Here is a 21,641-nt window from a genome sequence, read left to right on the forward strand (position 1 = left end):
GCAGGTAGGAATGACCCGGGTGCTCGTGGTCGACGACGAGCCGCAGATCGTACGCGCCCTCGTGATCAACCTGAAGGCACGCAAGTACGAGGTGGACGCGGCACCGGACGGCGCCACGGCGCTTCAGCTCGCCGCCGCCCGCCACCCCGACGTGATCGTGCTCGACCTCGGCCTGCCCGACATGGACGGCGTGGAGGTCATCAAGGGGCTGCGCGGCTGGACACGGGTGCCGATCCTGGTCCTGTCCGCCCGGCACAGCTCCGACGAGAAGGTCGAGGCCCTCGACGCGGGCGCCGACGACTATGTGACCAAGCCCTTCGGGATGGACGAGCTCCTCGCCCGCCTGCGCGCCGCCGTGCGCCGTGCGGAGCCCACCGGCGCGGGGGAGGACGACGTGACGATCGAGACCGAGGACTTCACCGTCGACCTCGCCGCGAAGAAGGTCAACCGCAACGGGCGCGACGTACGCCTGACCCCCACCGAGTGGCACCTCCTGGAGGTCCTCGTGCGCAACGCGGGCAGGCTCGTCAGCCAGAAGCAGCTCCTGCAGGAGGTGTGGGGACCCTCGTACGGCACGGAGACGAACTATCTCCGCGTGTACATGGCACAGCTGCGGCGCAAGCTGGAGGCTGATCCGGCGCACCCGCGGCACTTCATCACGGAGCCCGGCATGGGGTACCGGTTCGAGAGATAGCGCCAGGGGAAGGACGGGGCGGGGGCGCTGCCTCCGCCCCGCCCCCATGGGCCCGGCATATGCACAGGTGAGCGCACCCATTGCGGGAGCGTCGGTGCCCACCGGTACGCTTTCGGTATGAGTGCTGTCCCTGCTTCTGGTGCCGGCTCCGGTAAGCCGGGGAGCCGCTTTAGGCGCATGCTCGACCGGCTGTCGTCCTCCCAGCAGGACCTGGACTCACAGGAGCTCCGCGAGGACGCGGAGACGGCCGGCTGCACCCGCATCGGAGACTGCCAGGACCGCCAGATCGTCACGGTTACTGGTACGTTGCGCACGGTCACCCTGCGGCCACGTGCCGGTGTCCCCGCCCTGGAGGCGGAGCTGTTCGACGGCTCCGCCGCGCTCGACGTGGTCTGGCTCGGCCGGCGCTCCATCGTCGGCATCGAGCCGGGGCGGCGGCTGATCGCCTCGGGGCGGATCTCCGTGGACCGCGGCCGCAGAGTGCTCTTCAACCCCAAGTACGAACTCAGACCGCTCGGACGGGAGTAGCCGGTGACGTCAGTCGACAAGCCGACCCACCAGGCAGCGGGGGAGCACCCCGAAGCCCATGACGGCACCGACACGAAGGCGATGACGCAGGCCGCGCTCTTCGACGCCTTCGGCGGCATCCGCGGCACGGTCGAGACGATGGTGCCGGGCCTGCTGTTCGTGCTCATCTACACGATCACCAAGGACCTGCACGTCTCGGCGATCGCGGCGCTCGGCGTCGCGCTGCTCCTGGTCGTGGTCCGCCTGGTCCGCCGGGACACCGTCAAGCACGCCTTCAGCGGCGTCTTCGGCGTCGCCTTCGGCGTGGCCTTCGCCATGTTCACGGGCAACGCCAAGGACTTCTATCTGCCGGGCATGATCTACGGCGTCGGGCTCGGCGCCGCGTTCTTCCTCTCGGCGCTCGTGGGCTACCCGCTGCTCGGGATGCTCCTCGGCCCGGTGTTCCGGGAGAACATGTCCTGGCGCACCCGCAACCCGGGCCGCAAGAAGGCCTACACGAAGGCGTCGCTCGCCTGGGGCCTGATCTTCCTCGCCAAGTACGCGATCCTCTTCCCGCTCTACTGGTGGGGTGACACCGAGCAGCTCGGCTGGGTCCTGATCGCCCTGAAGCTGCCCCCGATGGTCCTCGCGGTGTACTTCACCTGGGTCTTCCTGGCCAAGGCCCCGCCGCCGATCGACGTTTTCGCCGAGATGGAGGCAGAGGAGAAGGCCGAGGAGGAACGCCGCAGGACGGCCGCGGAGAACTAAGCCCGTCCGGCGTTTGAGGACGAGGCCCGAAGGGCCGATACACGGCAACGCAGGTGGGGGCGCCCGGAATCTTCCGGGCGCCCCCACCTGCGTACAAAGCCCTACGGCTCTAGTTGCGCGCCGACAGCAGGTCCTCCAGCTGCTCCTCGCGGGCCTGCGCGGCCACGAAGAGCAGTTCGTCGCCCGCTTCGAGCGAGTCGTCCGGGGTCGGCGTGAGCACGCGGGTGCCCCGGATGATCGTGACGAGCGAGGTGTCCTCGGGCCACTGGACGTCGCCGACGCGGGTGCCCGCGAGCGCGGACTCCGGCGGCAGCGTCAGCTCGACCAGGTTCGCGTCGCCGTGGCTGAAGCGAAGCAGGCGCACCAGGTCGCCGACGCTGACGGCCTCCTCGACGAGCGCGGACATCAGGCGCGGCGTGGAGACCGCGACGTCGACGCCCCAGGACTCGTTGAAGAGCCACTCGTTCTTCGGGTTGTTGACGCGGGCGACGACGCGCGGGACGCCGTACTCGGTCTTGGCGAGCAGCGACACGACGAGGTTGACCTTGTCGTCGCCGGTCGCGGCGATCACGACGTTGCAGCGCTGGAGCGCCGCCTCGTCCAGGGAGGTGATCTCGCAGGCGTCGGCGAGGAGCCACTCGGCCTGCGGCACGCGCTCGACGGAGATGGCCGTCGGCGCCTTGTCCACGAGCAGGACCTCGTGCCCGTTCTCCAGGAGCTCTCCGGCGATGGAACGGCCCACCGCGCCCGCTCCGGCAATGGCGACCCTCATCAGTGACCGCCTTCCTCGGGGCCCTCGGCGAACGCCGCCTCGACCTTCTCGACCTCGTCGGTGCGCATCATCACATGCACCAGGTCGCCCTCCTGCAGCACCGTCTGCGACGTCGGCAGGACCGCCTCGCCGAGCCGGGTGAGGAAGGCCACGCGCACGCCGGTCTCCTCCTGGAGGCGGCTGATCTTCTGGCCGATCCAGGCGGGCGACGCGTGCACCTCGGCGAGCTGGACGCCGCCGGTGGGGTCGCGCCACAGCGGCTCCGAGCCGGACGGAAGCAGGCGGCGCAGCATCTGGTCGGCGGTCCAGCGGACCGTGGCGACCGTGGGGATGCCCAGGCGCTGGTAGACCTCCGCGCGGCGGGGGTCGTAGATGCGGGCCGCGACGTTCTCGATGCCGAACATCTCGCGGGCCACGCGGGCGGCGATGATGTTCGAGTTGTCGCCGCTGGAGACGGCGGCGAAGGCGCCCGCGTCCTCGATGCCGGCCTCGCGCAGGGTGTCCTGGTCGAAGCCGACGCCGGTCACGCGGCGGCCGCCGAAGCCGGAGCCCAGGCGGCGGAAGGCGGTGGGGTCCTGGTCGACCACGGCGACCGTGTGCCCCTGCTGTTCCAGGGTCTGCGCGAGAGCCGAACCGACTCTTCCGCAGCCCATGATGACGATGTGCACGTCGTTACCCCGCGCTCCTCATGGCCCACTTGACCTGCGTAAATGCCCTACTCATGACTCTCTTTCGGCACGCGTTCCAGCGCGGCGCCATCCGCTTCGCGGGGCGCTCCCGGCCGGTCCGGTGTATCTCCCGGTGCGTGTGCAGAGTCCACGTTAACGGCTTCGCGAGGGGGTCGGAGCCCGAGTGCGCCCTCACTCCACGTCGCGCAACATGCCTTCCATCGACCTGACCCGCACGTTCAGCTCGACGAGCTGCGTGCGCATCGTCTCGGCCTCCGCCCGGGACCTCTCCACCGCCTTGTGGTAGGCGTCCATGGCCTCCTTGTACTCCCGGTCGCGCTCGCGGCTGCGCTGCGTCTGGAAGTACGCGACGGCGACTATCGCGCCGGCGAGGATCAGGAAGAAGGCGATCGGGATGATCGCGTCGCTCATTGGGGCGTCCCCTCGGGAGAGTGCTGTCCGTGCTCGCTCGCCCCGTCCTGCCGGGCAGCAGCCAGAATCGTATCGACGTTCAATTGCACGTCAAACGGAGCGAGTTCGAAGTACTTGAGGGCCTTGCCGTCGTCGGACAGCTCCAGGCGGCCGATCACCAGGCTCGCCTTCTCCAGGCGTTCCAGGTGCATATAGAGCAGGGGGCGCGAGACCCCCAGGCGCCGCGCCAGCTCGCTGACGTACAGCGGCCCCGGGGCGAGCTCCGTGATGATCCGGATGCGCTGCGCGTGGCCTACCGCTGAGAGGAAGGCAAGCAGCTCCTCGCTGTTCATGGCCCGCCTCTGTGCCGTCCCGATACCTGTCAGCCAAGGCTTACGCACGCCGTGAACCACTGTCAAACCCTTCGTCGGCCCGAACTTCGCCTTCCTCTGACAGTTGACGCATTCATCCTTCACCTGTCAGTCTGCGCTTACACATCACCCGTAAGCCTGCTCTTACACATGAAGGACGGGGGCGGCCGTGAAGACGAGGGGGTCGGAAATGAGGGGGTCGGCGATGGGGATACGAGGATCCGGCGGAGAGCCGGGCGGGGGCAGGCGGTCCGTGACCGTGCGCGTGGCCCGGTGGAGCGCGCTGCACCCGTGGCGGGCGATCGTCGGGTGGTTCCTGTTCGTGGCGCTGTGCCTCGGCCTCGGCATCACCGCCGGGATGAACAGCGCGACCTCCGAGGACTTCCAGGTCGGTGAGGCCGGGCGCGCCGAGGCCATGGCCTCCGAGGGCGGCCTGCAGATCAGGCCCCTCGAACAGATCCTGATCAAGGCCAGGTCCGGGCCCCTCGACCAGGCGGCGGCCGACGCCGCCGTGCGGGACGTCACCCGGCGGATGACGGCGCTGCCCGGGGTCGACGAGGTGGCCGCGCCGGTCCGCTCCAAGGACGGGAAGGTCATCCGCGTACCGGTGAGCCTCAAGGGCCCCGAGCAGGACAGCAAGAAGAACGTCGTCCCGCTCCAGGAGCAGACCGAGAAGGTCAAGAAGGCCCACCCCGGCCTGGTGATCGAGGAGACCGGCGTCGCCTCCGTCAGCAAGGGCGTCGACGACCAGCGCGACAAGGACCTCGCGTTCTCCGAGGCGATCACGCTGCCCATCACGCTGATCACGCTGGCCCTGGTGTTCGGCTCGCTGCTGATGGTCGGGGTGCCGCTGCTGCTCGCCGTCACCTCGATCATGGCGACCATGGGCCTGGCGATGCTGGCCTCGCACCTGCTGCCCGACACCGGCGTCGGACTGAGCATGATCCTGCTCATCGGCATGGCCGTCGGGGTCGACTACACCCTCTTCTACCTCAAGCGCGAGCGCGAGGAGCGGGCCCGCGCGGGCGGCAGGCTCTCCTCCGAGGCGCTCGTCGAGGCCGCCGCCGCGACGGCGGGCCGCGCGATCGTGGTCTCCGGTCTCGCCGTGATCGTCTCCACGGCCGCGCTGTTCCTGGCCGACGACGTCATCTTCGACTCGCTCGCCCTCGGCACCATCCTGGTCGTGGCCGTCGCCGTCGCCAGCTCGGTGACCGCGCTGCCCGCGATGCTGGTGAAGCTCGGCCTGCGCGCCGAGCGCAGAGCCGCCAAGCGGCGCGCGCGGGGCAAGCCCGTGCGGCTCCGCGAGGACAAGAAGCCGGGCCGGGTCTGGAACATCCTGCTCGCGCCCGCCCGCAAGCGGCCCGCGCTCACCCTCGGCCTCGCCGTCCTCGCCCTGGTCGGCCTGTCGCTGCCCGCCCTCGACCTGAAGCTCAAGGACCCCGCGAGGGACAGCTTCTCGCGCGACATCGCGGCGATGCGGGCGTACGACCGGCTGCTCGAATCCTTCCCCGACGAGCGCCTGCGCTTCCAGGTCGTGGCGCGCTCCACGCCCGAGCGGTCCGACGACGTCGTCCGGGCCCTGCGCGCCCTCGACCGGGAGGCCGCGGCCGACCCGCTGTTCGCCGACCACGCCAAGCCGCGCATCAAGACGTCCAAGGACCGCCGCATCAGCACCCTGGACCTCGGCGCCCGGCACGTCACGTACTCCGACGACGCCGTACGGACCCTCGACCACCTCCGCGACGACTACCTGCCCGCGACCGTCGGCAAGCTCGACGGCGTCGAGACGGCCGTCAGCGGCGACGTGCCCCGCGGCGTCGACTACGTCGCCCACCAGAACGACAAGCTGCCGCTCGTCCTCGGCGTGCTGCTCCTGCTGACCTTCGCGATGACCGTGTACGCCTTCCGGTCCGTGGTCCTCGGACTGCTCGGCGTCGGCCTCAACCTGCTGTCGGCCGCCTCCGCGCTCGGGCTTCTCGTCCTCGTCTTCCAGGGCGAGTGGGCCGAGGACCTGCTGTCCTTCGTGTCACTGCACGGCATCTCCTCGCGCGTCCCGCTGTTCCTCTTCGTGATCCTCTTCGGGCTCTCGATGGACTACCAGGTGTTCGTGGTGAGCCGCATCCGCGAGGCGGCCCTGAACGGGGTGCCCACGCGCCAGGCCGTCATCGACGGCATCGCCTCCTCCGCCAAGGTCGTCACCAGCGCCGCGATCGTCATGGTCACCGTCTTCGCCAGCTTCGTGATGCTGCACATCCTGGAGATGAAGCAGATGGGCTTCGTGCTCGCGGTGGCGGTCCTCGTGGACGCCTTCGTCATCCGCGTCATGATCCTGCCCGCGGCGCTGCTCCTGCTCGGCCGCGCCACGTGGTGGCCGTCCAAGGCGGTGCGGCGCGCGGAGGAGCGGCTGACGCGGGGGTACGGGGCCTCGGCCGGGGCCGGGGCCGCGGCGGAGCCGCACCCGGTACGCACCTGACGCCGCACCTGACGCCGCACGGCTGGGAATTTGCCGGGTTTTTACGACCGGCGGATCAGGGCCCGCCGCGGGCCCAGGGATAACCGTAGGTAATCGCCCGTAGATAAGGGGGAGGGGACATCGATCCGCGAGGGCGGGTGGTCGGAAGCCGTGACGTCCGACCACCCGCCCCCGCGGTCGAAGGCCTGGTCACCGGGGGTGTGCGAGGCCCCCCGAACAGCGGCCGCGGGCCCGGAATCCCGGGCCCGCGGCCGCCCGCCGCGGCCTCCGCACCCCTGTGGCTGGTATTCCCTGGCGGACGGGGGTACTGGGTGGGCGGCATCTTGATGCAACGCTTACGATCCTCTGCGTGTCCAAACTGACCGACGTGCCCAAACGCATCCTCATCGGGCGCGCACTGCGCAGCGACCGGCTCGGAGAAACGCTCCTGCCGAAGCGCATCGCCCTCCCCGTCTTCGCGTCCGACCCGCTGTCCTCCGTCGCGTACGCGCCCGGCGAGGTGCTGCTCGTCCTGTCGATCGCGGGCGCGTCGGCGTACCACTACAGCCCCTGGATCGCCGCCGCGGTCGTCGTGCTGATGTTCACCGTCGTCGCCTCGTACCGGCAGAACGTGCACGCGTACCCCAGCGGCGGCGGCGACTACGAGGTCGCCAACACCAACCTCGGCCCCAAGGCGGGACTGACCGTCGCGAGCGCCCTGCTCGTCGACTACGTCCTGACCGTGGCCGTGTCGATCTCCTCGGGCATCGAGAACCTGGGCTCCGCCGTCCCGTTCGTGGTCGAGCACAAGGTGCTGTGCGCGGTGATCGTCATCGTGCTGCTCACGCTGATGAACCTGCGCGGCGTGAAGGAGTCCGGCAAGCTCTTCGCGATCCCGACGTACGTGTTCGTCGTCGGCGTCTTCCTCATGATCGCCTGGGGTGCCTTCCGCGGCTTCGTCCTCGACGACACTATGAAGGCCCCGACCGCCGACTTCGAGATCAAGGCCGAGCACCAGGGCATCGCGGGCTTCGCCCTCGTCTTCCTGCTCCTGCGCGCCTTCTCCTCCGGCTGTGCCGCGCTCACCGGCGTCGAGGCGATCAGCAACGGCGTGCCCGCCTTCCGCAAGCCCAAGTCCAAGAACGCCGCGTCGACCCTCGCCCTGATGGGCGCGCTCGCCGTCACCATGTTCTGCGGCATCATCGGCCTCGCCATGGCGACCAACGTCCACATGGCGGAGAAGCCCGCCAAGGACCTCCTGGAGAACGGCGTCCCCGTCGGCGGCGACTACGTCCAGAACCCGGTGATCTCCCAGGTCGCCGAGGCGGTCTTCGGCAACGGCAGCTTCCTGTTCATCGTCCTCGCCGCGGCCACCGCCCTGGTCCTCTTCCTCGCCGCCAACACGGCGTACAACGGCTTCCCGCTGCTCGGCTCGATCCTCGCGCAGGACCGCTACCTGCCGCGCCAGCTGCACACCCGCGGCGACCGCCTCGCGTTCTCCAACGGCATCGTGCTCCTCGCGGGCGCCGCCGCGCTGCTCGTCTGGATCTACGGCGCGGACTCCACCCGCCTCATCCAGCTCTACATCGTCGGCGTCTTCGTCTCCTTCACGCTCAGCCAGATCGGCATGGTCCGGCACTGGAACCGCCACCTGGCCACCGAGCGCGACCCCGGCAAGCGCCGCCACATGATCCGCTCCCGCGCGATCAACACCTTCGGCGCCTTCTTCACCGGCCTGGTCCTGATCGTCGTCCTCGTCACGAAGTTCACCCACGGCGCCTGGGTCGCCCTGCTCGGCATGGTCATCTTCTATGTGACGATGAGCGCGATCCGCCGCCACTACGACCGCGTCTCCGAGGAGATCGCGGCCCCCGAGGGCCCCTCCGACGACAGCGTCCGCCCCTCCCGCGTCCACTCCATCGTCCTCGTATCCAAGATCCACAAGCCGACGCTGCGCGCCCTCGCGTACGCCAGGCTGATGCGCACGGACACCCTGGAGGCGCTCAGCGTCAACGTCGACGCGGCGGAGACCAAGGCCCTGCGCGAGGAGTGGGAGCGCCGCCACATCAGCGTTCCGCTCAAGGTCCTCGACTCCCCCTACCGCGAGATCACGCGCCCGATCATCGACTACGTGAAGTCGCTGCGCCGCGAGAGCCCGCGCGACGCGGTCAGCGTGATCATCCCCGAGTACGTGGTGGGGCACTGGTACGAGCACCTCCTCCACAACCAGAGCGCGCTGCGCCTCAAGGGCCGGCTGCTCTTCACGCCCGGCGTGATGGTCACCTCCGTGCCCTACCAGCTGGAGTCCTCCGAGGCCGCGAAGAAGCGGGCCCGCAAGCGCCAGGAGTGGAACGCGCCGGGCTCGGTGCGGCGCGGTCCGGTGGAGAAGCGGGCGAAGGAGCCCAGCAAGAAGGCCTGACCCTTCGCGTCCCTCTGTGTGATCTTCTGTGTGATCTTCTGTGCGATCGGCCCCGGCGAGCGGCCGGGCGACACCCACGTAGACTGGTGGGCTGTTGTCCGGCCGCTTTCCCCTTATGTAGTGGAGTCACCCCGCCATGCAGGCAGAACCGAAGAACACGCTGGTCGGGGAGGAGTACGAGGTCGAGGTCGGCCCCGTCGCCCACGGCGGCCACTGCATCGCCCGTACGCAGGACGGCCGCGTCCTGTTCGTACGGCACACCCTGCCCGGTGAGAAGGTCGTCGCCCGGGTGACGGAGGGCGACGAGTCCTCGCGCTTCCTGCGCGCCGACGCGGTGACCGTCCTGGAGCCGTCCAAGGACCGCGTCGAGGCCCCCTGCCCCTACGCGGGCCCGGGCCGCTGCGGCGGCTGCGACTGGCAGCACGCGAAGCCGGGCGCGCAGCGCCGCCTCAAGGGCGAGGTCATCACCGAACAGCTGGCCCACCTCGCCGGGCTCACGCCGGAGGAGGCGGGCTGGGACGGCACGGTCATGCCCGCCGAGGGCGACAAGCTGCCCGCGGGCGAGGTCCCGTCCTGGCGCACCCGCGTGCAGTACGCGGTGGACGCCGACTCCGGCCGCGCGGGACTGCGCCGCCACCGCTCCCACGAGATCGAGCCGGTGGACCGCTGCCTGATCGCGGCGGAGGGCGTCACGGAGCTCGGCGTCGAGCGGCGCGACTGGTCCGGCATGGAGACCGTCGAGGCGATCGCGGCGACGGGTTCCCAGGACCGCCAGGTGATCCTGACCCCGCGCCCCGGCGCCCGCCTGCCCATCGTCGAACTCGACCGCCCCGTCTCCGTGATGCGCGTCGGCGAGAAGGACGGCGGCACGCACCGCGTCCACGGCCGCCCCTTCGTCCGCGAGCGCGCGGACGGCCGCACGTACCGCGTCGGCAGCGGCGGCTTCTGGCAGGTCCACCCCAAGGCGGCGGACACCCTGGTCACGGCCGTCATGCAGGGCCTCCTCCCGCGCAAGGGCGAGACGGCCCTCGACCTCTACTGCGGCGTCGGCCTCTTCGCGGGCGCGATCGCGGACCGGGTGGGCGACGAGGGCGCGGTGCTCGGCATCGAGTCCTCCAAGCGGGCCGTCGAGGACGCCCGCCACAACCTCGCCGCGTTCGACCGCGTCCGCGTGGAGCAGGGCAAGGTCGAGGCGGTCCTGCCGCGCACCGGCATCACCGAGGTCGACCTCATCGTCCTGGACCCGCCCCGCGCGGGCGCGGGCAAGTCAACGGTCCACCACCTGGCGGGCCTGGGCGCCCGCCGCATCGCCTACGTGGCCTGCGATCCGGCGGCGTTGGCTCGGGACTTGGGGTATTTCCGGGGGGTGGGGTATCGGGTGCGGATGTTGCGGGCGTTTGATCTTTTTCCGATGACTCATCATGTGGAGTGCGTGGCGATTCTTGAGCCCGCCGCGAAGGGTCGCTGACCTGCAGTTTTGCGGGGGGGAGGGGGGGCTGAAGTTCGACGCCTTTCCCTGGAGGGAACGGTTCGAGGCGTGATGGCTTGGCCTTATGGGCTCCGGCCTGGGCTTTTCCGGTGCGGTGGCTGATTGTTGCCTGGTCTGCGGACGGGGTGTCTTGGGAGTCCTGACGCTGGCATGACGCTCGTTCCGACGGGCTTTCAGATGGGGTCGTGTGTGGGCACGGGTGGCTTTCACTGGGCGTCGGTACCCGTACTGCAGATGTTGAACCGGACCCTCGGTCGTGACGCGGCCGATGCGGCGTGCGGAATCGAGGCAGGCTCGGCGAGGATGCGTTGCCCGCGCTTCCGTCCGCCTACGACGACTGCAAGGCATTCGATGACCTGCTGGCCGTCGCAGCCCGGGAGGAGCAGCCGACCCTCATGCTCGAACTCGCCCATGCGGAACGGATCTCCCGAACCGTCGAACATGTGGTGCCCGCAGCCAGGTCGGGCTTTGCACAGGAGGAGTTCTCGCGGGCCTCACTGGCCGAGGCTCGGCGGGCGTGGCGGAGGTGGCAGCGGTGCCTGGAGGAGAGGCGAAGAGACCTGGGGCGGTAGCGGAACTCGCCCTGCCAGGAGCGGAGTTCACATCCCCCATTCGAGCCGTACCGGCTCTCGCGCCGTGGTCAGTGCCCCGTCGAAGTCGGCGAGACGTTCGGCCAGTGTGGCGGTTGCCACGCGCGGCGGGAGGGCAGCCGAGAACTTCAGGCCGCGGACGGCGCGCGGGTCGACGGTGGGCAGGGTGAGGGAGCCCGGGAGTTCGGCGCGGGCGGTTTTCCAGTCGGCGGGGGAGAGGTCCTGGCGCAGGCGGAGATCGGTGTCGGAGGGCCGCTGGACGGGATCGGCGAGGTTGCCGAGGGAGGCGGCGAGGGTCGCATTGGCGCGGTAGCCGGCCCAGGTCCACCAGCGTGTGGCGTCGGCATCGCGGACCACGAGAGTGCCGGCCGGGTGGACCTCGTGAGCGGCGCGATCGGTGCGCAGCTCGGCGAGGGCAGCGGTGGCGCGGCGGGTGAGCAGGACGTCGGGATCGGTGCCGAGGAGTACCTCACGCATGGCGCGGGTGAGGGCGAACGACAGACCGCGCGCCTCGCTGCCCTGCCATGTGGCCACACCGCCGTCCTCGACGGGTTCGACGAAGGCACGGCGGCGGGCCCAGTCGATGAACGTGACCTGCCAGCTGCGCCCGGCAAGCAGGAGACGGCGTGGGCCGGGGCGTTCCTCGGTGAGCACGGTGGGGTCGGTGGTGCCGATCTCGGTGCGCCCGGCGAGGACGGTGAACTCGGGCGGCGCGGTGAAGGAGGCGGTGAGTTCCATGAAGTGGCGGCGGCCGAAGTGCTTCTCGGCCTCGGAGCCGATGAAGAGCATGCCGTCGTCGCTGTCCAGGAAGCCCTCGTCGACCAGATGCTTCAGGAGCGGGGCGGCCGACCGATCGAAGGGCGCGAGGCCGTTCCACCGGTCCGGCCAGAGCCGGTCGCCGATGCGGTGCTCCTGCAGGGTGAGCGCGAGCAGCTGCTGGGCTACGAGGTGACGGGGCGACGGTGGCGGGGTGACGGGCTCGACCCAGCCCCGGGCCCACAGGGTGAGCAGTCCGGCGGCCTGCAGAAGCGACTCGGGCCGGGTGGCGAGGAAGAGACAGTTGCGGGAGGTGCCGGCGCGGCGGCCGGTGCGGCCGATTCGCTGCAGGAACGAGGCGACGGTGCCAGGGGAGTCGATCTGGAGTACTCGGTCGAGGTCGCCCACGTCGATGCCGAGCTCCAGGGTGGAGGTGGACACGATGACGCAGTCGCGCGCCTCGGCGAACGCCTGCTCGGAGCGGGCCCGTTCATCGGTGGAGAGCGAGGCGTGCGAGAGGAACACGGTGACATTGCGGGCCCGGAGCGCCGCACCGAGTTCCTCGACCTGCTTGCGGGAGTCGCAGAAGACCAGACGCTTCTCGCCACGGTGCAGGGCGGAGATCACCTTGGCGGCGTTGGCAAGTGAGCCGACGTAGTCGAGTTCGACGTCTCCCACGGGCCTCGGCAGGGAGGTGTCCACGGCCGTGTCCGGCAGGGTGATGCCGGGCGCGACGACCCGTCCAGGGCGTTCGGCGGGGCGTGCCCCCTGCAGCCACGTGAGCAGTGCGTCCGGGTTGCCGACGGTGGCGGAGAGCCCGATCCGCTGGATCCGGTGACCGGCCAGCCGCTCCAGCCGTTCGAGTACGGCAAGGAGGTGCCAGCCCCGGTCGTCGCCCGCGAAGGCGTGCACCTCGTCGATGATCACGGCACGGACGCGGCCGAGCATGTGTGTGTGGTCGGTCTTGACGCTGATCAGCATCGCTTCGAGCGACTCGGGTGTGGTGAGCAGGAAGTCGGGCGACTCGGTGCGGATACGGCGGCGTACGGACTCCGGGGTGTCGCCGTGCCAGAGCGCGGCGCGGCGACCCAGCCACTGTGCGTAGGTGTCGACGCGGTGGACGAGGTTGTTGAGGAGGGCTTTGAGCGGGGCCAGGTAGAGGACGGAGGTGCCGGTCCAGTGCTGCTTCCGCATGGCGGACAGGACGGGGAAGGTGGCGGCTTCCGTCTTCCCGCCCGCGGTCGGCGCGAGCAGGATCGCGTCTTCGCCGTCCATCAGTGGTTCCACGGCGGCCTTCTGCAGGGGGCGCAGATCAGGCCATCCGAGAGTGTTGACGATGTGGTGCAGGACGACCGGATCGAGGCGTTCGAGCGGGTCGGCGCCGGGCGGCTGGTCCTGCACGTGGGTGGCTCCCTGCGCTTGGTCTTCCGGGAACGGGAGGGGAAGGCGTCAGATCAGAGGTCGAGGTCGAGGTCGTCGGCCGACGCGGCCGCCGGGGGCGCGGCGAGGTTGCGTTCGGTGGCAGTGAGATCTCTGGTGCCGAGGGTCAGTTTGTAGTGCGTACGCGGATCGAAGTCGTCGAACTGATCGATCCGGTCGAGTACGTCCCCGACCAGCTTCTTTAGGTACAGGCGCGGTGCCACTCCGACTTTCCCGCCCAGCGCCCCGCCCACGGCTCTTGCCAGGTCCGCAAGGTACGCGTCGTCGGCGAGCCGCTTGATCCGCTCGGCGGAGTCGGAGGAGGAGACGCCGTCCGCGTACAGGTCGCGGATGGTGGCGCCCAGACCGGTCAGGGACTCCTCGGTGAATCCGGGAAGCCGGATCTGCACGGCACGCGGGTTGTCGAAGCGCGGGTCGGTGGTGAAGTCGGTGGCCAGGCGCTGGGCGAGCGGGGCGAGACGCTGGACGCCCTGCTGTCCGTCGTAGAAGGCGGGCGTGCCAGTGATGACGAGGTAGAGGCCGGGGAAGCGGCCGGAATGAACCTCGTCGATGAGCTGACGCAGGGCGTTGAGGGCCTTGTCACGGGCGTCGGAGCGGACCCGCTGCAGTGTCTCCACCTCGTCCAGGACGAGGACGAGCCCGGCGTGCCCCGCGTCCTTGAGCATGGTCAGCAGGCCTTGCAGGAAGCCGAAGGCGCCGAAGTGGTCGAGGTCGCCGCGGACTCCTGCGCTGCGACGTGCGGCAGCGGCGACGTGCGGCTGGCCGCCGAGCCAGGCCATCACCGCGGCGGCGGTCGCCTCGTCGCCGGCGTCCAGGGACTGCTTGTACCCGCGCAGGGCGGTGGCGAAGGCGGGGGCCTGGCGGGACACCTCGGCCAGGCGGGCGGTGAGCAGCCGGTCCACGGCCTGCGGCAGTTCACTTTCGGCCGCGCCGTCGGAGAGCGCGTCCTCCTCAAGGGCGTAGAACCAAGCATCGGCGACGGGCCGCAGGGCGCTGGGCGGGAAGCTCGCGGTGGTCAGGCGTTCGGTGAGCCGCCGGTAGACCGTTTCCAGCTTGTGCAGCGGGGTCTCGGTCTCGGACACCTGTACCTCAGCCACGGCGAAGGTGCGCCGCTTTGCGCGCTCGCCGAGCCAGCGGGTGAAGAAGGTCTTGCCGGATCCGTACTCACCGCGCACCGCCTTGAACACCGAGCCTCCGGCGGCGACGGTGTCCAGTTCCTCGTCGACCGCCTGCTCGAAGCGGCCCAGGCCGGTGGCGAGCAGGTCGAGACCGCTCTCGGGGACGGCGCCGCGCCGCAGTGCGTCCACGACGGCGCGGCGGCGTACGGCGCCGACGGGTGTACCGGCACGAGGGGCTGAGGGTCCGAACGCGTTCACCCGGACAGTCTCCCATCAGGGAGGTCGCCGGACCGCTGGAATGCCGGCGGGCGGATCCGGTTCGTCGTGCTCACGGGGTGCGCAGTCCGAACTGTTCGATCAGCTGGGCCCGGTGCAGGCGCAGGGTGCGGTTGTCGGGGAGGATCTCCAGGATCTGGGCTCCGTCGTAGTTGAGGAGCTGGGCCAGGGTCGCGGCGAAGCCGGGGGCGCGGGCGGCGGGCTGGCCCGCGCGTTCGGCCAGGGCGGTCATGGGCAGGGTGCCTGCTTCGACGAGGGCGACCAGCGCCTTGGGCAGGACGGACGGCTCCCGCGGCTTCCGGGCGAGCAGGTTCAGCTGCGCCGCGTACAGCTCGGTGGCGACGAGACGTTCCACGAGTGCGACGGCGGGCGGCTGGGCCGGGGTGGAGGGGGCTTCGGTCTCGGGTTCGGGGCCGGCGGGCTTCTCGGGCGCGGGAGGGGTCGGAGGGGCGAGTTCCTCCTCGCCGAAGAGACCGATGACGCCCTCGGCCACGGGCGGGGCGGCCTTCTTGGACCGCTTGGCGCCCGGACGCGACGGCGTGGCGACGGGGGCAGCGGGGGCGGACGAGGCGACGGCCTCGGCGCCGGATTCCGTCTCGATGCCTGTCTCGTCCGACCACCACAGCGGCGCCGGATCGCCCAACTCCCGCCATCCTTGCGGTGGTTCGGTGCCGAAGGGCAGCAGGGCGAGCAGCGGGATGGCGAATTCGGCGAGGGTCGCGCCGCCGTGGTAACCCGCCTTGAGAGCGGTGTACCGGGCGTCGTGGTCGCGCAGAACGACGATGCTCGAACCGGGCTCCGGCCAGACCACCCGCGGCCCGGCCAACGCGATCTCGGCGGGCGCGAGCGGGCCGCCGGGGCCGCGGTGACGCGCCGAACCGATGGTGCCTGCGGGCGCGTCGAGCTTGCTGCCCCGCCGTTCGATGACATGGCCGTGGTCGGAGGTCAGGAGCACGGTCATGCCGTTCGCCCGCGCGGCCCGCAACAGCGGTTCGAGACCGCCGACCTCCTTGGCCTGCCAGGCGCCGTCCCCGAGCTTCTGTTCCTTGGCAAGCCGGTCGTCGACGGTGTTGAGGACGACGGCGACATGCATGCGCTCGTCGGCGAGGGCCTCACCGAGGGCGGTGGAGAAGGGCGAGCCGGTGTCGGGGCCGCGCAGGTCGTCCTTGTGGAAGACGGCCGCCGGGGCGCCCCGCCAGCAGGAGTGCTGAGGGAAGAGGCGCTTCTCGTCGTTCTGGTCGCCCGTCATCAGCGTTCCGGTGAAGAGCGAGGTGCGCGAGACAGCGGTGAGTGTGGGCAGTGCTGCGGCCACGGCCCGCCGCACCGGCGCGCCGTGAGCCCCGGGAAGCGGGTCGAACTCGGCCCACTGCTCTCGCAGTTCCTGCCCCAGTTCGGCTGCTATGGCCGCGCTCATCCCGTCCAGGAGCAGCAGCAGGACCCGGCGCCCCGGCTCGGCGACGACCGGCGCGACGACCCGCGTCAGGAGGGACTCGACGGTGAGCAGGGAACCGGGGGAGCTGCCGTCCGCCGTCCACACCGCGAGCCGTTCGCTGAAGGAGTGGTCGAGCGTGCGGCGGGTCCGCCGCGCCTGGTCGCCGATCCTGCTGTACGCGGCGGCGAGTACGGAGTCGGGGTCGCCGCCCGCCTCCAGGTGTTCCAGGGCGCGGTCGGCCCAGCCGAGCTCGCGGATCTGGCGGTCCGTCCCGTCGGTCACCGACTCGATCTCGTCCGACGGGTTCCCGGCCAGCCACCGTCGCAGCCGTACGGCCATCCGGACCCGCTCGATGCGGGCCCGGGTCTCGCCGTCTGTGGTGGCAAGGGCGTGCGCGCGGAGCGCGGTGACGGATTCCGTGACGGCTTCGGGGGAGCCGCCGGTCAGCGCGTGACCGGCCGCGGTGAACCGGGCGTCGAGCCCGGCGGGCAGCAGCGGACTGGCGGTGGCGGCTGCCTGCGCCCCGAACTGGGCGACCAGCTGTGCGGCCCGGGTCAGGACCGGGTCGGCGAGGCGATGCTCGCCCCGGTCGATGAGATCGCGTACGTACGCCTCACCGCTGCGGGCGAAGGAGGCCAGGAGCCGGTCGAGTTCGTCGCCCTGGGCGGGCGGCTGCTCGCCGAGCCAGCGCTCGGCCCGGCCGCGCGCGCGGTACAGGTCGTGGTCGGCCTCCGCGTGCCCCCACAGGGCGGCGCAGACCACCGCGTACGCAGCTGCGTCGGGGCCGTGTTCGGCATCGACCAGGGCAGTGATCACCCTGCCCGCGGAGCCGCCCTGCTCGGGTGCGGCGAGGAAGCGGGCGAGGCCGGCCTTCTCCGGTCCGCGCAGCTCGCGCAGGAGGTCCGGGCCGCCGGGGGTGAGGGTCCACCGGAACAGGGCGACGGGGTCGACCCGGTCCGACTCTCCCGGCAGGGCGCGGCCCGCCGGTGCATCCCCGCTGCTGTCGTCGAGGCGCAGACGCCGCCGGGTCAGCCGGGTGAGGGCCTCGTCGCGGGAGAGCACGCCCCTGCCGATCGAGCGCCAGCCCCGGGTGCCCGCCGCGTCCAGGAGCGCCTCGGCGGCCCAAGTCTCGCCGCGCAGGCGGGTGTCGAGGCCGCTCGCGCCGAACGCCTCCTGCACGACCTCCCAGTTGTCGACGGACCTGATGCGGCGACTGTAGACGCGGGCGAGCAGACCGGGGTCGAGCTCGGTGTTCTCCCGGTCGGTGAGGACGATGAGGACGCGCGGTTCCGGCGGGACCTGCGCTTCCAGGTGGTCCAGGATCTGCTCGTGCACCGCGAGGACGGACGGCGCGACAGTCACCCGTACCTGCGTCCCGCCCACCGTCGGCTGCTCGGCAGCCCCGTCCCACTGCGGGGCGGCCCGGAGCAGCATGACGCGGACCGCGCCATCGCAGAGCTTGCTGCGTGCGGCGACGAACTGGCGGACCGTGCTCACCGACAGGCGGGCGGGACCCGCAGCCGAGGGGCCCGGCCCGACGGTGGGCGCGGTGGTGATCGTACCGGACATCAGCCGACGACCTTCCAGGTGACCTCGACGGTGGCGTCGGGGTGTGCCGCGGCGAGTGCCGCGATTTCGGCCTGCAACTCCGCAGCCGCCCGGGCGGCCGTCGTCCGGCCCCCGCCGGAGCGGGCCACCGGGCGCGACGGATCACGCGGCGCGGGCGGCGGCGTCGGCAGCACCTGCGGATGGGCGGAGCCGCCGTCCAGGGGCACTGTGTCGGAGCTGGGCGCCGGGGCGGCGGGCTGCTGCGGGGCCGACGGCGGACTCTGCCGGGACCGCAGCAGCGCCATCACCTCCCGGCTGCCCTTCTTCAGTACGGCAGGCAGGTCGGGGTAGTCGCCGGGATCACCGGCCGCGGCGTCGCGCACCCGCTCCAGGATCGCCGCACCGTCCCGGCCGAGCGTGTCGGCCAGCTCCAGCTGTTCACCCCAGCTGGTGTTCTGCAGCGCATCGGCCACGGCCTTGGCACTGGTCAGCGACATGCTGTACCGGTGCGCGGTGAACCCGCCGAGGTCGAAGCCGGCCAGCCGGTCCACCACAGCCTTGGCGCCGAGGTTCTCCGCCCGCACCGCGTCCACCAGCTCCTGGGCCCGCCGGGCGAGCACGAGGCGGGGCGAGGCGTCGTCCAGGTGCAGGAACTGCCGGTGCTTCTCCAGCTCCGTGACGAGCCGTCCCGCATCGGTGGCGAACGCGTTCGCAGCCTTACGGATCTCCCCGGCGAACTGGTTCACGATCCGCCCGCGCCGCAACTGCGGTGCGGGCGTGCCGAACACCGTCTCGTACCGCTTGCGGGCCTCGGCCCACTCCGCCTCGGTGGGCAGCGGCTGCTCCCGCAGCGCGTAGTCACGCTTCAGATCGCTCGGCAGAGGTGCGGGCTCGACGGCGACCCCGCCGCGCACCCACACGCGGTCGGACATCTCCGCATACGCGGCGGCGAGCAGTCGGCGCAGCGGCTCGGGCAGGCCGCGCGGGTCGGGCTGGTCGCTCCAGTGGGCGAGCTTGACCAGGGTCGGCTCGGCGACGCCGTCCCGCCGGGCCTGCCCGTTGAAGTGGTCGAGCCAGGCGGTGGACTGCCGGTAGTACGCCTCCTGCATCACACCGAGCCCCAGGCCGCCCGCGATCCGCGCCATGACCTTGCGGTCCTTGGATTCGACCTCCACCTGCCCGTCACGGTCCTCGGCGGCCTTGCGCACGTACTCGAAAACGGTCTTGACCTCGGTGGCCCGCAGCGGCTTCCCGGTGCCTTCCGGATCCAGGTCGGGGTGGGCGGGGAACTGGTGGGTGAGCAGCTTCCCGGACAGCTGACGTGCGGCATCGTCCATCTGCGCGCCGATCGGCAGCTGCAGGTCCGCCACCTGCTGCAGGGCCTCCAGGTGATTGCCGAAGCCGAGGTCGACGACGCCTTCCTGCTTCTGCGCGAGTCCGTACGCCTGCTTCAGCGCGCCCAGGACCCGCTCGGTGAGGACCTCCCGCTGCGACTGCAGCATCCCCTTGGCGCGGGCCTTATCGTCGGCGTTCAGACTGCGCGCGAACTCGGAGTCGAAGCGGGCCTCGTCGGACAGCGCCTTGTCGATGACGACGAGACGCTCGAAGTCGCCGCGGGTGGCGTCGGTGAGATGAGTCGGCAGCCAGGCCAGGGTCCGCGAGTCCCCGCCCGCCTTCTCCCGCAGCGTACGCAGCCGCTGGAGGTCGTCCATCGGCCCGAACTCGCCCTCGTCGTAAGGGAAGTCGACGACGAGCCGCCAGGCGTCCTCCTGGTTGGGCCGCAGCGCCGCATCCGACAGCGAGTCGACGTCGGCGACGTTCCCGAACACCACCTCGACCTGCCGCTCGGTGCCCTTCCACACCAGGTCGAGTGTGTCGTACGGGTCGAACCCGCCGGTCCCGTCGGTGACGCCGAGCGACTCCTTGAGCAGGGTGCGCATCTTGGTCCGGCGGTTGCCCAGGTTGTTGTGGACCTGGGCGTTGGCGAGCACCGCGTCGAGGTCGACACCGGTCAGCTCCAGGCGGACCACCGCGCCGGGACCGGTGCCGGCGACCTTGATCTCGGGGAAGGTCGCCGCCCATTCCTTCGCCTTCTGCTCCAGACGGCCGATCTCGGTTCCGGCGATCCGGGTGGTGATGGACCCGTGGTTGAGCGCGTTGAGCCGGGCGAGGGTCAGGTCGGACAGGGCGGGGACGCTCGGTGCGAGCGCGGACAGGAGCAGCGTCTGGATCAGCCGGCTGTCACCGGTGAAGTCCCGGCAACGGGCCTTCACCTGCGGGTCGTTGATCGTCTCCGGACGACGCCTGTACGTCTCCACGTCGTCCTCGGTGACCTGGTTGGTCTTCAGCAGGTACGGGCGCAGCTTCTCGCGGTACAGCTTGTCCGCCGCCTCGAAGTGGACGCTGGTCTCGCCGCTGAACGCCTTGTCGCCGCCGCCGACGATCGCCGGGTACAGATCGCCGAGCGGTACGAGCTGGCCGAGCCGCCAGTCGTCCCGGTGGTCGACCAGGAGCTGGCTCATCAGCTTCAGGCCGGTGCGGGAGCGCTGCAGCGCTCCGGAGATGTGCACCAGGGTGTCCATGAACGCCGGCGGGAACGGGTACGTGCGCCGGAAGGCGTCCTCGTCCGCACCGGTGGTGGAGTCCTTGTGGCCGAGCAGGGTCTGCCACACGTCCGGGCCGAGCTTCTTGGCCTCGTCGAAGGCCGCCGCGACCTTCGCCTCGGCCTCGTCGTCGACGGGACGCAGCAGACGGGCCTGCGCGATCGTCGGCAGGTTGCGGTCCTCCAGGACGATCGAGTCGTACCGACCGCCGTTGAGCTTCAGCGTGTCCTGCACGGCGGCCTCGGCGGCGCCGGACATCTCCTCGCCGACCAGCTCGCGCAGGTCACGCTGGCGGGCGATGAACGAGACGACGGGGATGGCGCGGCGCTCGTCGGCGCCCTCCACGAAGTTGGTGACCTTGCCTGCCTCGCGGCCGAGCGCCTTCTGGTCGTGGATGAGGGTGGCCAGCCACAGGATCAGCTCGTCCATAAAGAGGACGAGGCCGTCGTAGCCCAGGGACTTGGCGTGCGCGGCGATGATGCCGAGGCCCTTGTCCAGGGAGACGAAACCGTCGGCGTTCTCCGAGGCGTTGCGGGCGAAGGACGGGAAGAGGGTCTTGGTCAGGTCCTGGACGAGCCGGGCCCGCAGCTCCTGCGGGGTGGTCGGGTTGTCCAGGTCGAAACCCTTGGTGTTCTCGTGCTCCTCCTGCGCGGCGACGGCCCGGTCGAGCAGTTCGGTGGTCCAGGCGAACGCCTCGCCCCACTCGTCGCCTTCGCCGCTGTCCGCCTCGGCGAGCTGCGCGATCACACGGTCGTCGCCGCTGCCACGGCGATGGGCGGCGAAGTCCTCGAAGAGGCCGTCGGTCAGATAGACCTGCGGCAGATCGCAGCCGGGGTGCACCTTGCGTACGTGCTCCACGTACTTGCCGAGAACTCGCTGCTCAAGGGACTTGGCTCCGAGCATGTGGTACGGGACAAGAAGGAACTTACGATCTCCCGCGTCCAGCCAGGAGTGGTGGGCGCGGACAGGATCGAGGCCCGTCTTGGAGCGGGCGGCCTGATGGCCGGAGAGCAGGGCGTAGAGCACCGCCATGAAGTGCGACTTACCGGAACCGAACGAACCGTGCAGATAGGCAGCCTTGGAGGAGTGGCTGTCGAGCGCCGACTTGATCAGGTCAAGGGCCTCGTCGAAGTTGCCGCGCAGGCGGTCGGTGACGACATAGTCCCGCAGGGCGGCCTCGGCGCCCCCGGGCGTGACGGCCTCACCGAGCTTCAGCACGAAGTCGGAGGTCGACACCCGCTCCGGGATGCGGATCAGCTCGCGCAGGAGGGGGCGGTCCTCGGGACGCGGGGTGTTCCTGCTCATGAACGCCATGGTGTCTGTGATG

At 70.9% G+C, this 21,641-nt stretch carries 15 protein-coding genes; 6 read left to right on the forward strand and 9 right to left on the reverse strand.

Annotated elements, in window-relative coordinates; translation table 11 throughout:
- Positions 1 to 10 precede the first annotated feature (10 nt).
- The 3 genes from AC07A4_RS14665 to AC07A4_RS14675 all read left to right on the forward strand — a co-directional run bounded on the left by AC07A4_RS14665 (position 11) and on the right by AC07A4_RS14675 (position 1,969).
- A complete protein-coding gene (locus AC07A4_RS14665) occupies positions 11 to 694 on the forward strand; it encodes a response regulator (protein WP_478597737.1) in 684 nt (227 codons plus the stop codon).
- Positions 695 to 811: 117 nt separating this feature from the next.
- Positions 812 to 1,222 (forward strand): OB-fold nucleic acid binding domain-containing protein, encoded by a 411-nt coding sequence (locus tag AC07A4_RS14670; protein WP_478597738.1) that lies wholly within the window; start codon positions 812 to 814, stop codon positions 1,220 to 1,222.
- 3 nt (positions 1,223 to 1,225) lie between these two features.
- Positions 1,226 to 1,969 carry a DUF3159 domain-containing protein gene (locus tag AC07A4_RS14675; protein ID WP_478597741.1) on the forward strand — a complete coding sequence of 248 codons (744 nt, stop codon included), beginning with the start codon at positions 1,226 to 1,228 and terminating at the stop codon, positions 1,967 to 1,969.
- A 109-nt stretch (positions 1,970 to 2,078) separates the two neighbouring features.
- On the opposite strand, the gene AC07A4_RS14680 is transcribed toward AC07A4_RS14675, so the two are convergent.
- The 4 genes from AC07A4_RS14680 to AC07A4_RS14695 all read right to left on the reverse strand — a co-directional run bounded on the left by AC07A4_RS14680 (position 2,079) and on the right by AC07A4_RS14695 (position 4,173).
- Positions 2,079 to 2,741, reverse strand: coding sequence for a potassium channel family protein (locus tag AC07A4_RS14680; RefSeq protein WP_030682399.1), 663 nt, complete (start codon positions 2,739 to 2,741; stop codon positions 2,079 to 2,081).
- A complete protein-coding gene (locus AC07A4_RS14685) occupies positions 2,741 to 3,409 on the reverse strand; it encodes a potassium channel family protein (RefSeq protein WP_478597746.1) in 669 nt (222 codons plus the stop codon). The genes AC07A4_RS14680 and AC07A4_RS14685 overlap by 1 nt, the downstream gene beginning before the upstream one ends.
- Positions 3,410 to 3,601: 192 nt before the next feature.
- Positions 3,602 to 3,841 carry a hypothetical protein gene (locus AC07A4_RS14690; protein WP_478597749.1) on the reverse strand — a complete coding sequence of 80 codons (240 nt, stop codon included), beginning with the start codon at positions 3,839 to 3,841 and terminating at the stop codon, positions 3,602 to 3,604.
- Positions 3,838 to 4,173: an ArsR/SmtB family transcription factor gene (locus AC07A4_RS14695; RefSeq protein ID WP_478597752.1), complete on the reverse strand. Its 336-nt coding sequence runs from the start codon at positions 4,171 to 4,173 to the stop codon at positions 3,838 to 3,840. The genes AC07A4_RS14690 and AC07A4_RS14695 overlap by 4 nt, the downstream gene beginning before the upstream one ends.
- Before the next feature lie 223 nt (positions 4,174 to 4,396).
- On the opposite strand from AC07A4_RS14695, the gene AC07A4_RS14700 reads away from it, so the two are divergent.
- The 3 genes from AC07A4_RS14700 (at position 4,397) to AC07A4_RS14710 (ending at position 10,530) form a co-directional block, all read left to right on the forward strand.
- Positions 4,397 to 6,664 carry an MMPL family transporter gene (locus AC07A4_RS14700; RefSeq protein ID WP_478597755.1) on the forward strand — a complete coding sequence of 756 codons (2,268 nt, stop codon included), beginning with the start codon at positions 4,397 to 4,399 and terminating at the stop codon, positions 6,662 to 6,664.
- A 349-nt stretch (positions 6,665 to 7,013) separates the two neighbouring features.
- Positions 7,014 to 9,062, forward strand: a complete 2,049-nt coding sequence (locus AC07A4_RS14705) for an APC family permease (RefSeq protein WP_478597758.1) — start codon at positions 7,014 to 7,016, stop codon at positions 9,060 to 9,062.
- 136 nt (positions 9,063 to 9,198) lie between these two features.
- Positions 9,199 to 10,530 carry a class I SAM-dependent RNA methyltransferase gene (locus tag AC07A4_RS14710; RefSeq protein ID WP_478597761.1) on the forward strand — a complete coding sequence of 444 codons (1,332 nt, stop codon included), beginning with the start codon at positions 9,199 to 9,201 and terminating at the stop codon, positions 10,528 to 10,530.
- Between the two features lie 227 nt (positions 10,531 to 10,757).
- On the opposite strand, the gene AC07A4_RS14715 is transcribed toward AC07A4_RS14710, so the two are convergent.
- From AC07A4_RS14715 to pglY, 5 genes are all read right to left on the reverse strand, one after another.
- Positions 10,758 to 10,964, reverse strand: a complete 207-nt coding sequence (locus AC07A4_RS14715) for a hypothetical protein (RefSeq protein ID WP_478597764.1) — start codon at positions 10,962 to 10,964, stop codon at positions 10,758 to 10,760.
- A gap of 186 nt (positions 10,965 to 11,150) precedes the next feature.
- Positions 11,151 to 13,298, reverse strand: coding sequence for a DEAD/DEAH box helicase (locus tag AC07A4_RS14720; RefSeq protein WP_478597767.1), 2,148 nt, complete (start codon positions 13,296 to 13,298; stop codon positions 11,151 to 11,153).
- A gap of 53 nt (positions 13,299 to 13,351) precedes the next feature.
- Positions 13,352 to 14,713, reverse strand: a complete 1,362-nt coding sequence (gene brxD, locus AC07A4_RS14725) for a BREX system ATP-binding protein BrxD (RefSeq protein WP_478597769.1) — start codon at positions 14,711 to 14,713, stop codon at positions 13,352 to 13,354.
- A gap of 70 nt (positions 14,714 to 14,783) precedes the next feature.
- The gene (gene pglZ / locus AC07A4_RS14730) at positions 14,784 to 17,732 is read right to left on the reverse strand and encodes a BREX-2 system phosphatase PglZ (protein ID WP_478597772.1); all 2,949 of its coding nucleotides are present in this window, start codon (positions 17,730 to 17,732) and stop codon (positions 14,784 to 14,786) included.
- Positions 17,732 to 21,628, reverse strand: a complete 3,897-nt coding sequence (gene pglY, locus AC07A4_RS14735; RefSeq protein ID WP_478597774.1) for a BREX-2 system ATPase PglY — start codon at positions 21,626 to 21,628, stop codon at positions 17,732 to 17,734. Before pglY ends, pglZ begins: the two co-directional genes overlap by 1 nt.
- Positions 21,629 to 21,641: the final 13 nt, after the last annotated feature.

The organism is Streptomyces sp. NPDC043996 (genome assembly GCF_056435225.1).

Coding starts and splice junctions, on each gene's coding strand:
- AC07A4_RS14665 (WP_478597737.1), top strand. CDS start 11: ATGACCCGGGTGCTCGTGGTCGACGACGAGCCGCAGATCGTACGCGCC.
- AC07A4_RS14670 (WP_478597738.1), top strand. CDS start 812: ATGAGTGCTGTCCCTGCTTCTGGTGCCGGCTCCGGTAAGCCGGGGAGC.
- AC07A4_RS14680 (WP_030682399.1), bottom strand. CDS start 2,741: ATGAGGGTCGCCATTGCCGGAGCGGGCGCGGTGGGCCGTTCCATCGCC.
- AC07A4_RS14690 (WP_478597749.1), bottom strand. CDS start 3,841: ATGAGCGACGCGATCATCCCGATCGCCTTCTTCCTGATCCTCGCCGGC.
- AC07A4_RS14695 (WP_478597752.1), bottom strand. CDS start 4,173: ATGAACAGCGAGGAGCTGCTTGCCTTCCTCTCAGCGGTAGGCCACGCG.
- AC07A4_RS14700 (WP_478597755.1), top strand. CDS start 4,397: ATGGGGATACGAGGATCCGGCGGAGAGCCGGGCGGGGGCAGGCGGTCC.
- AC07A4_RS14710 (WP_478597761.1), top strand. CDS start 9,199: ATGCAGGCAGAACCGAAGAACACGCTGGTCGGGGAGGAGTACGAGGTC.
- AC07A4_RS14715 (WP_478597764.1), bottom strand. CDS start 10,964: ATGGGCGAGTTCGAGCATGAGGGTCGGCTGCTCCTCCCGGGCTGCGAC.
- pglZ (WP_478597772.1), bottom strand. CDS start 17,732: ATGTCCGGTACGATCACCACCGCGCCCACCGTCGGGCCGGGCCCCTCG.
- pglY (WP_478597774.1), bottom strand. CDS start 21,628: ATGGCGTTCATGAGCAGGAACACCCCGCGTCCCGAGGACCGCCCCCTC.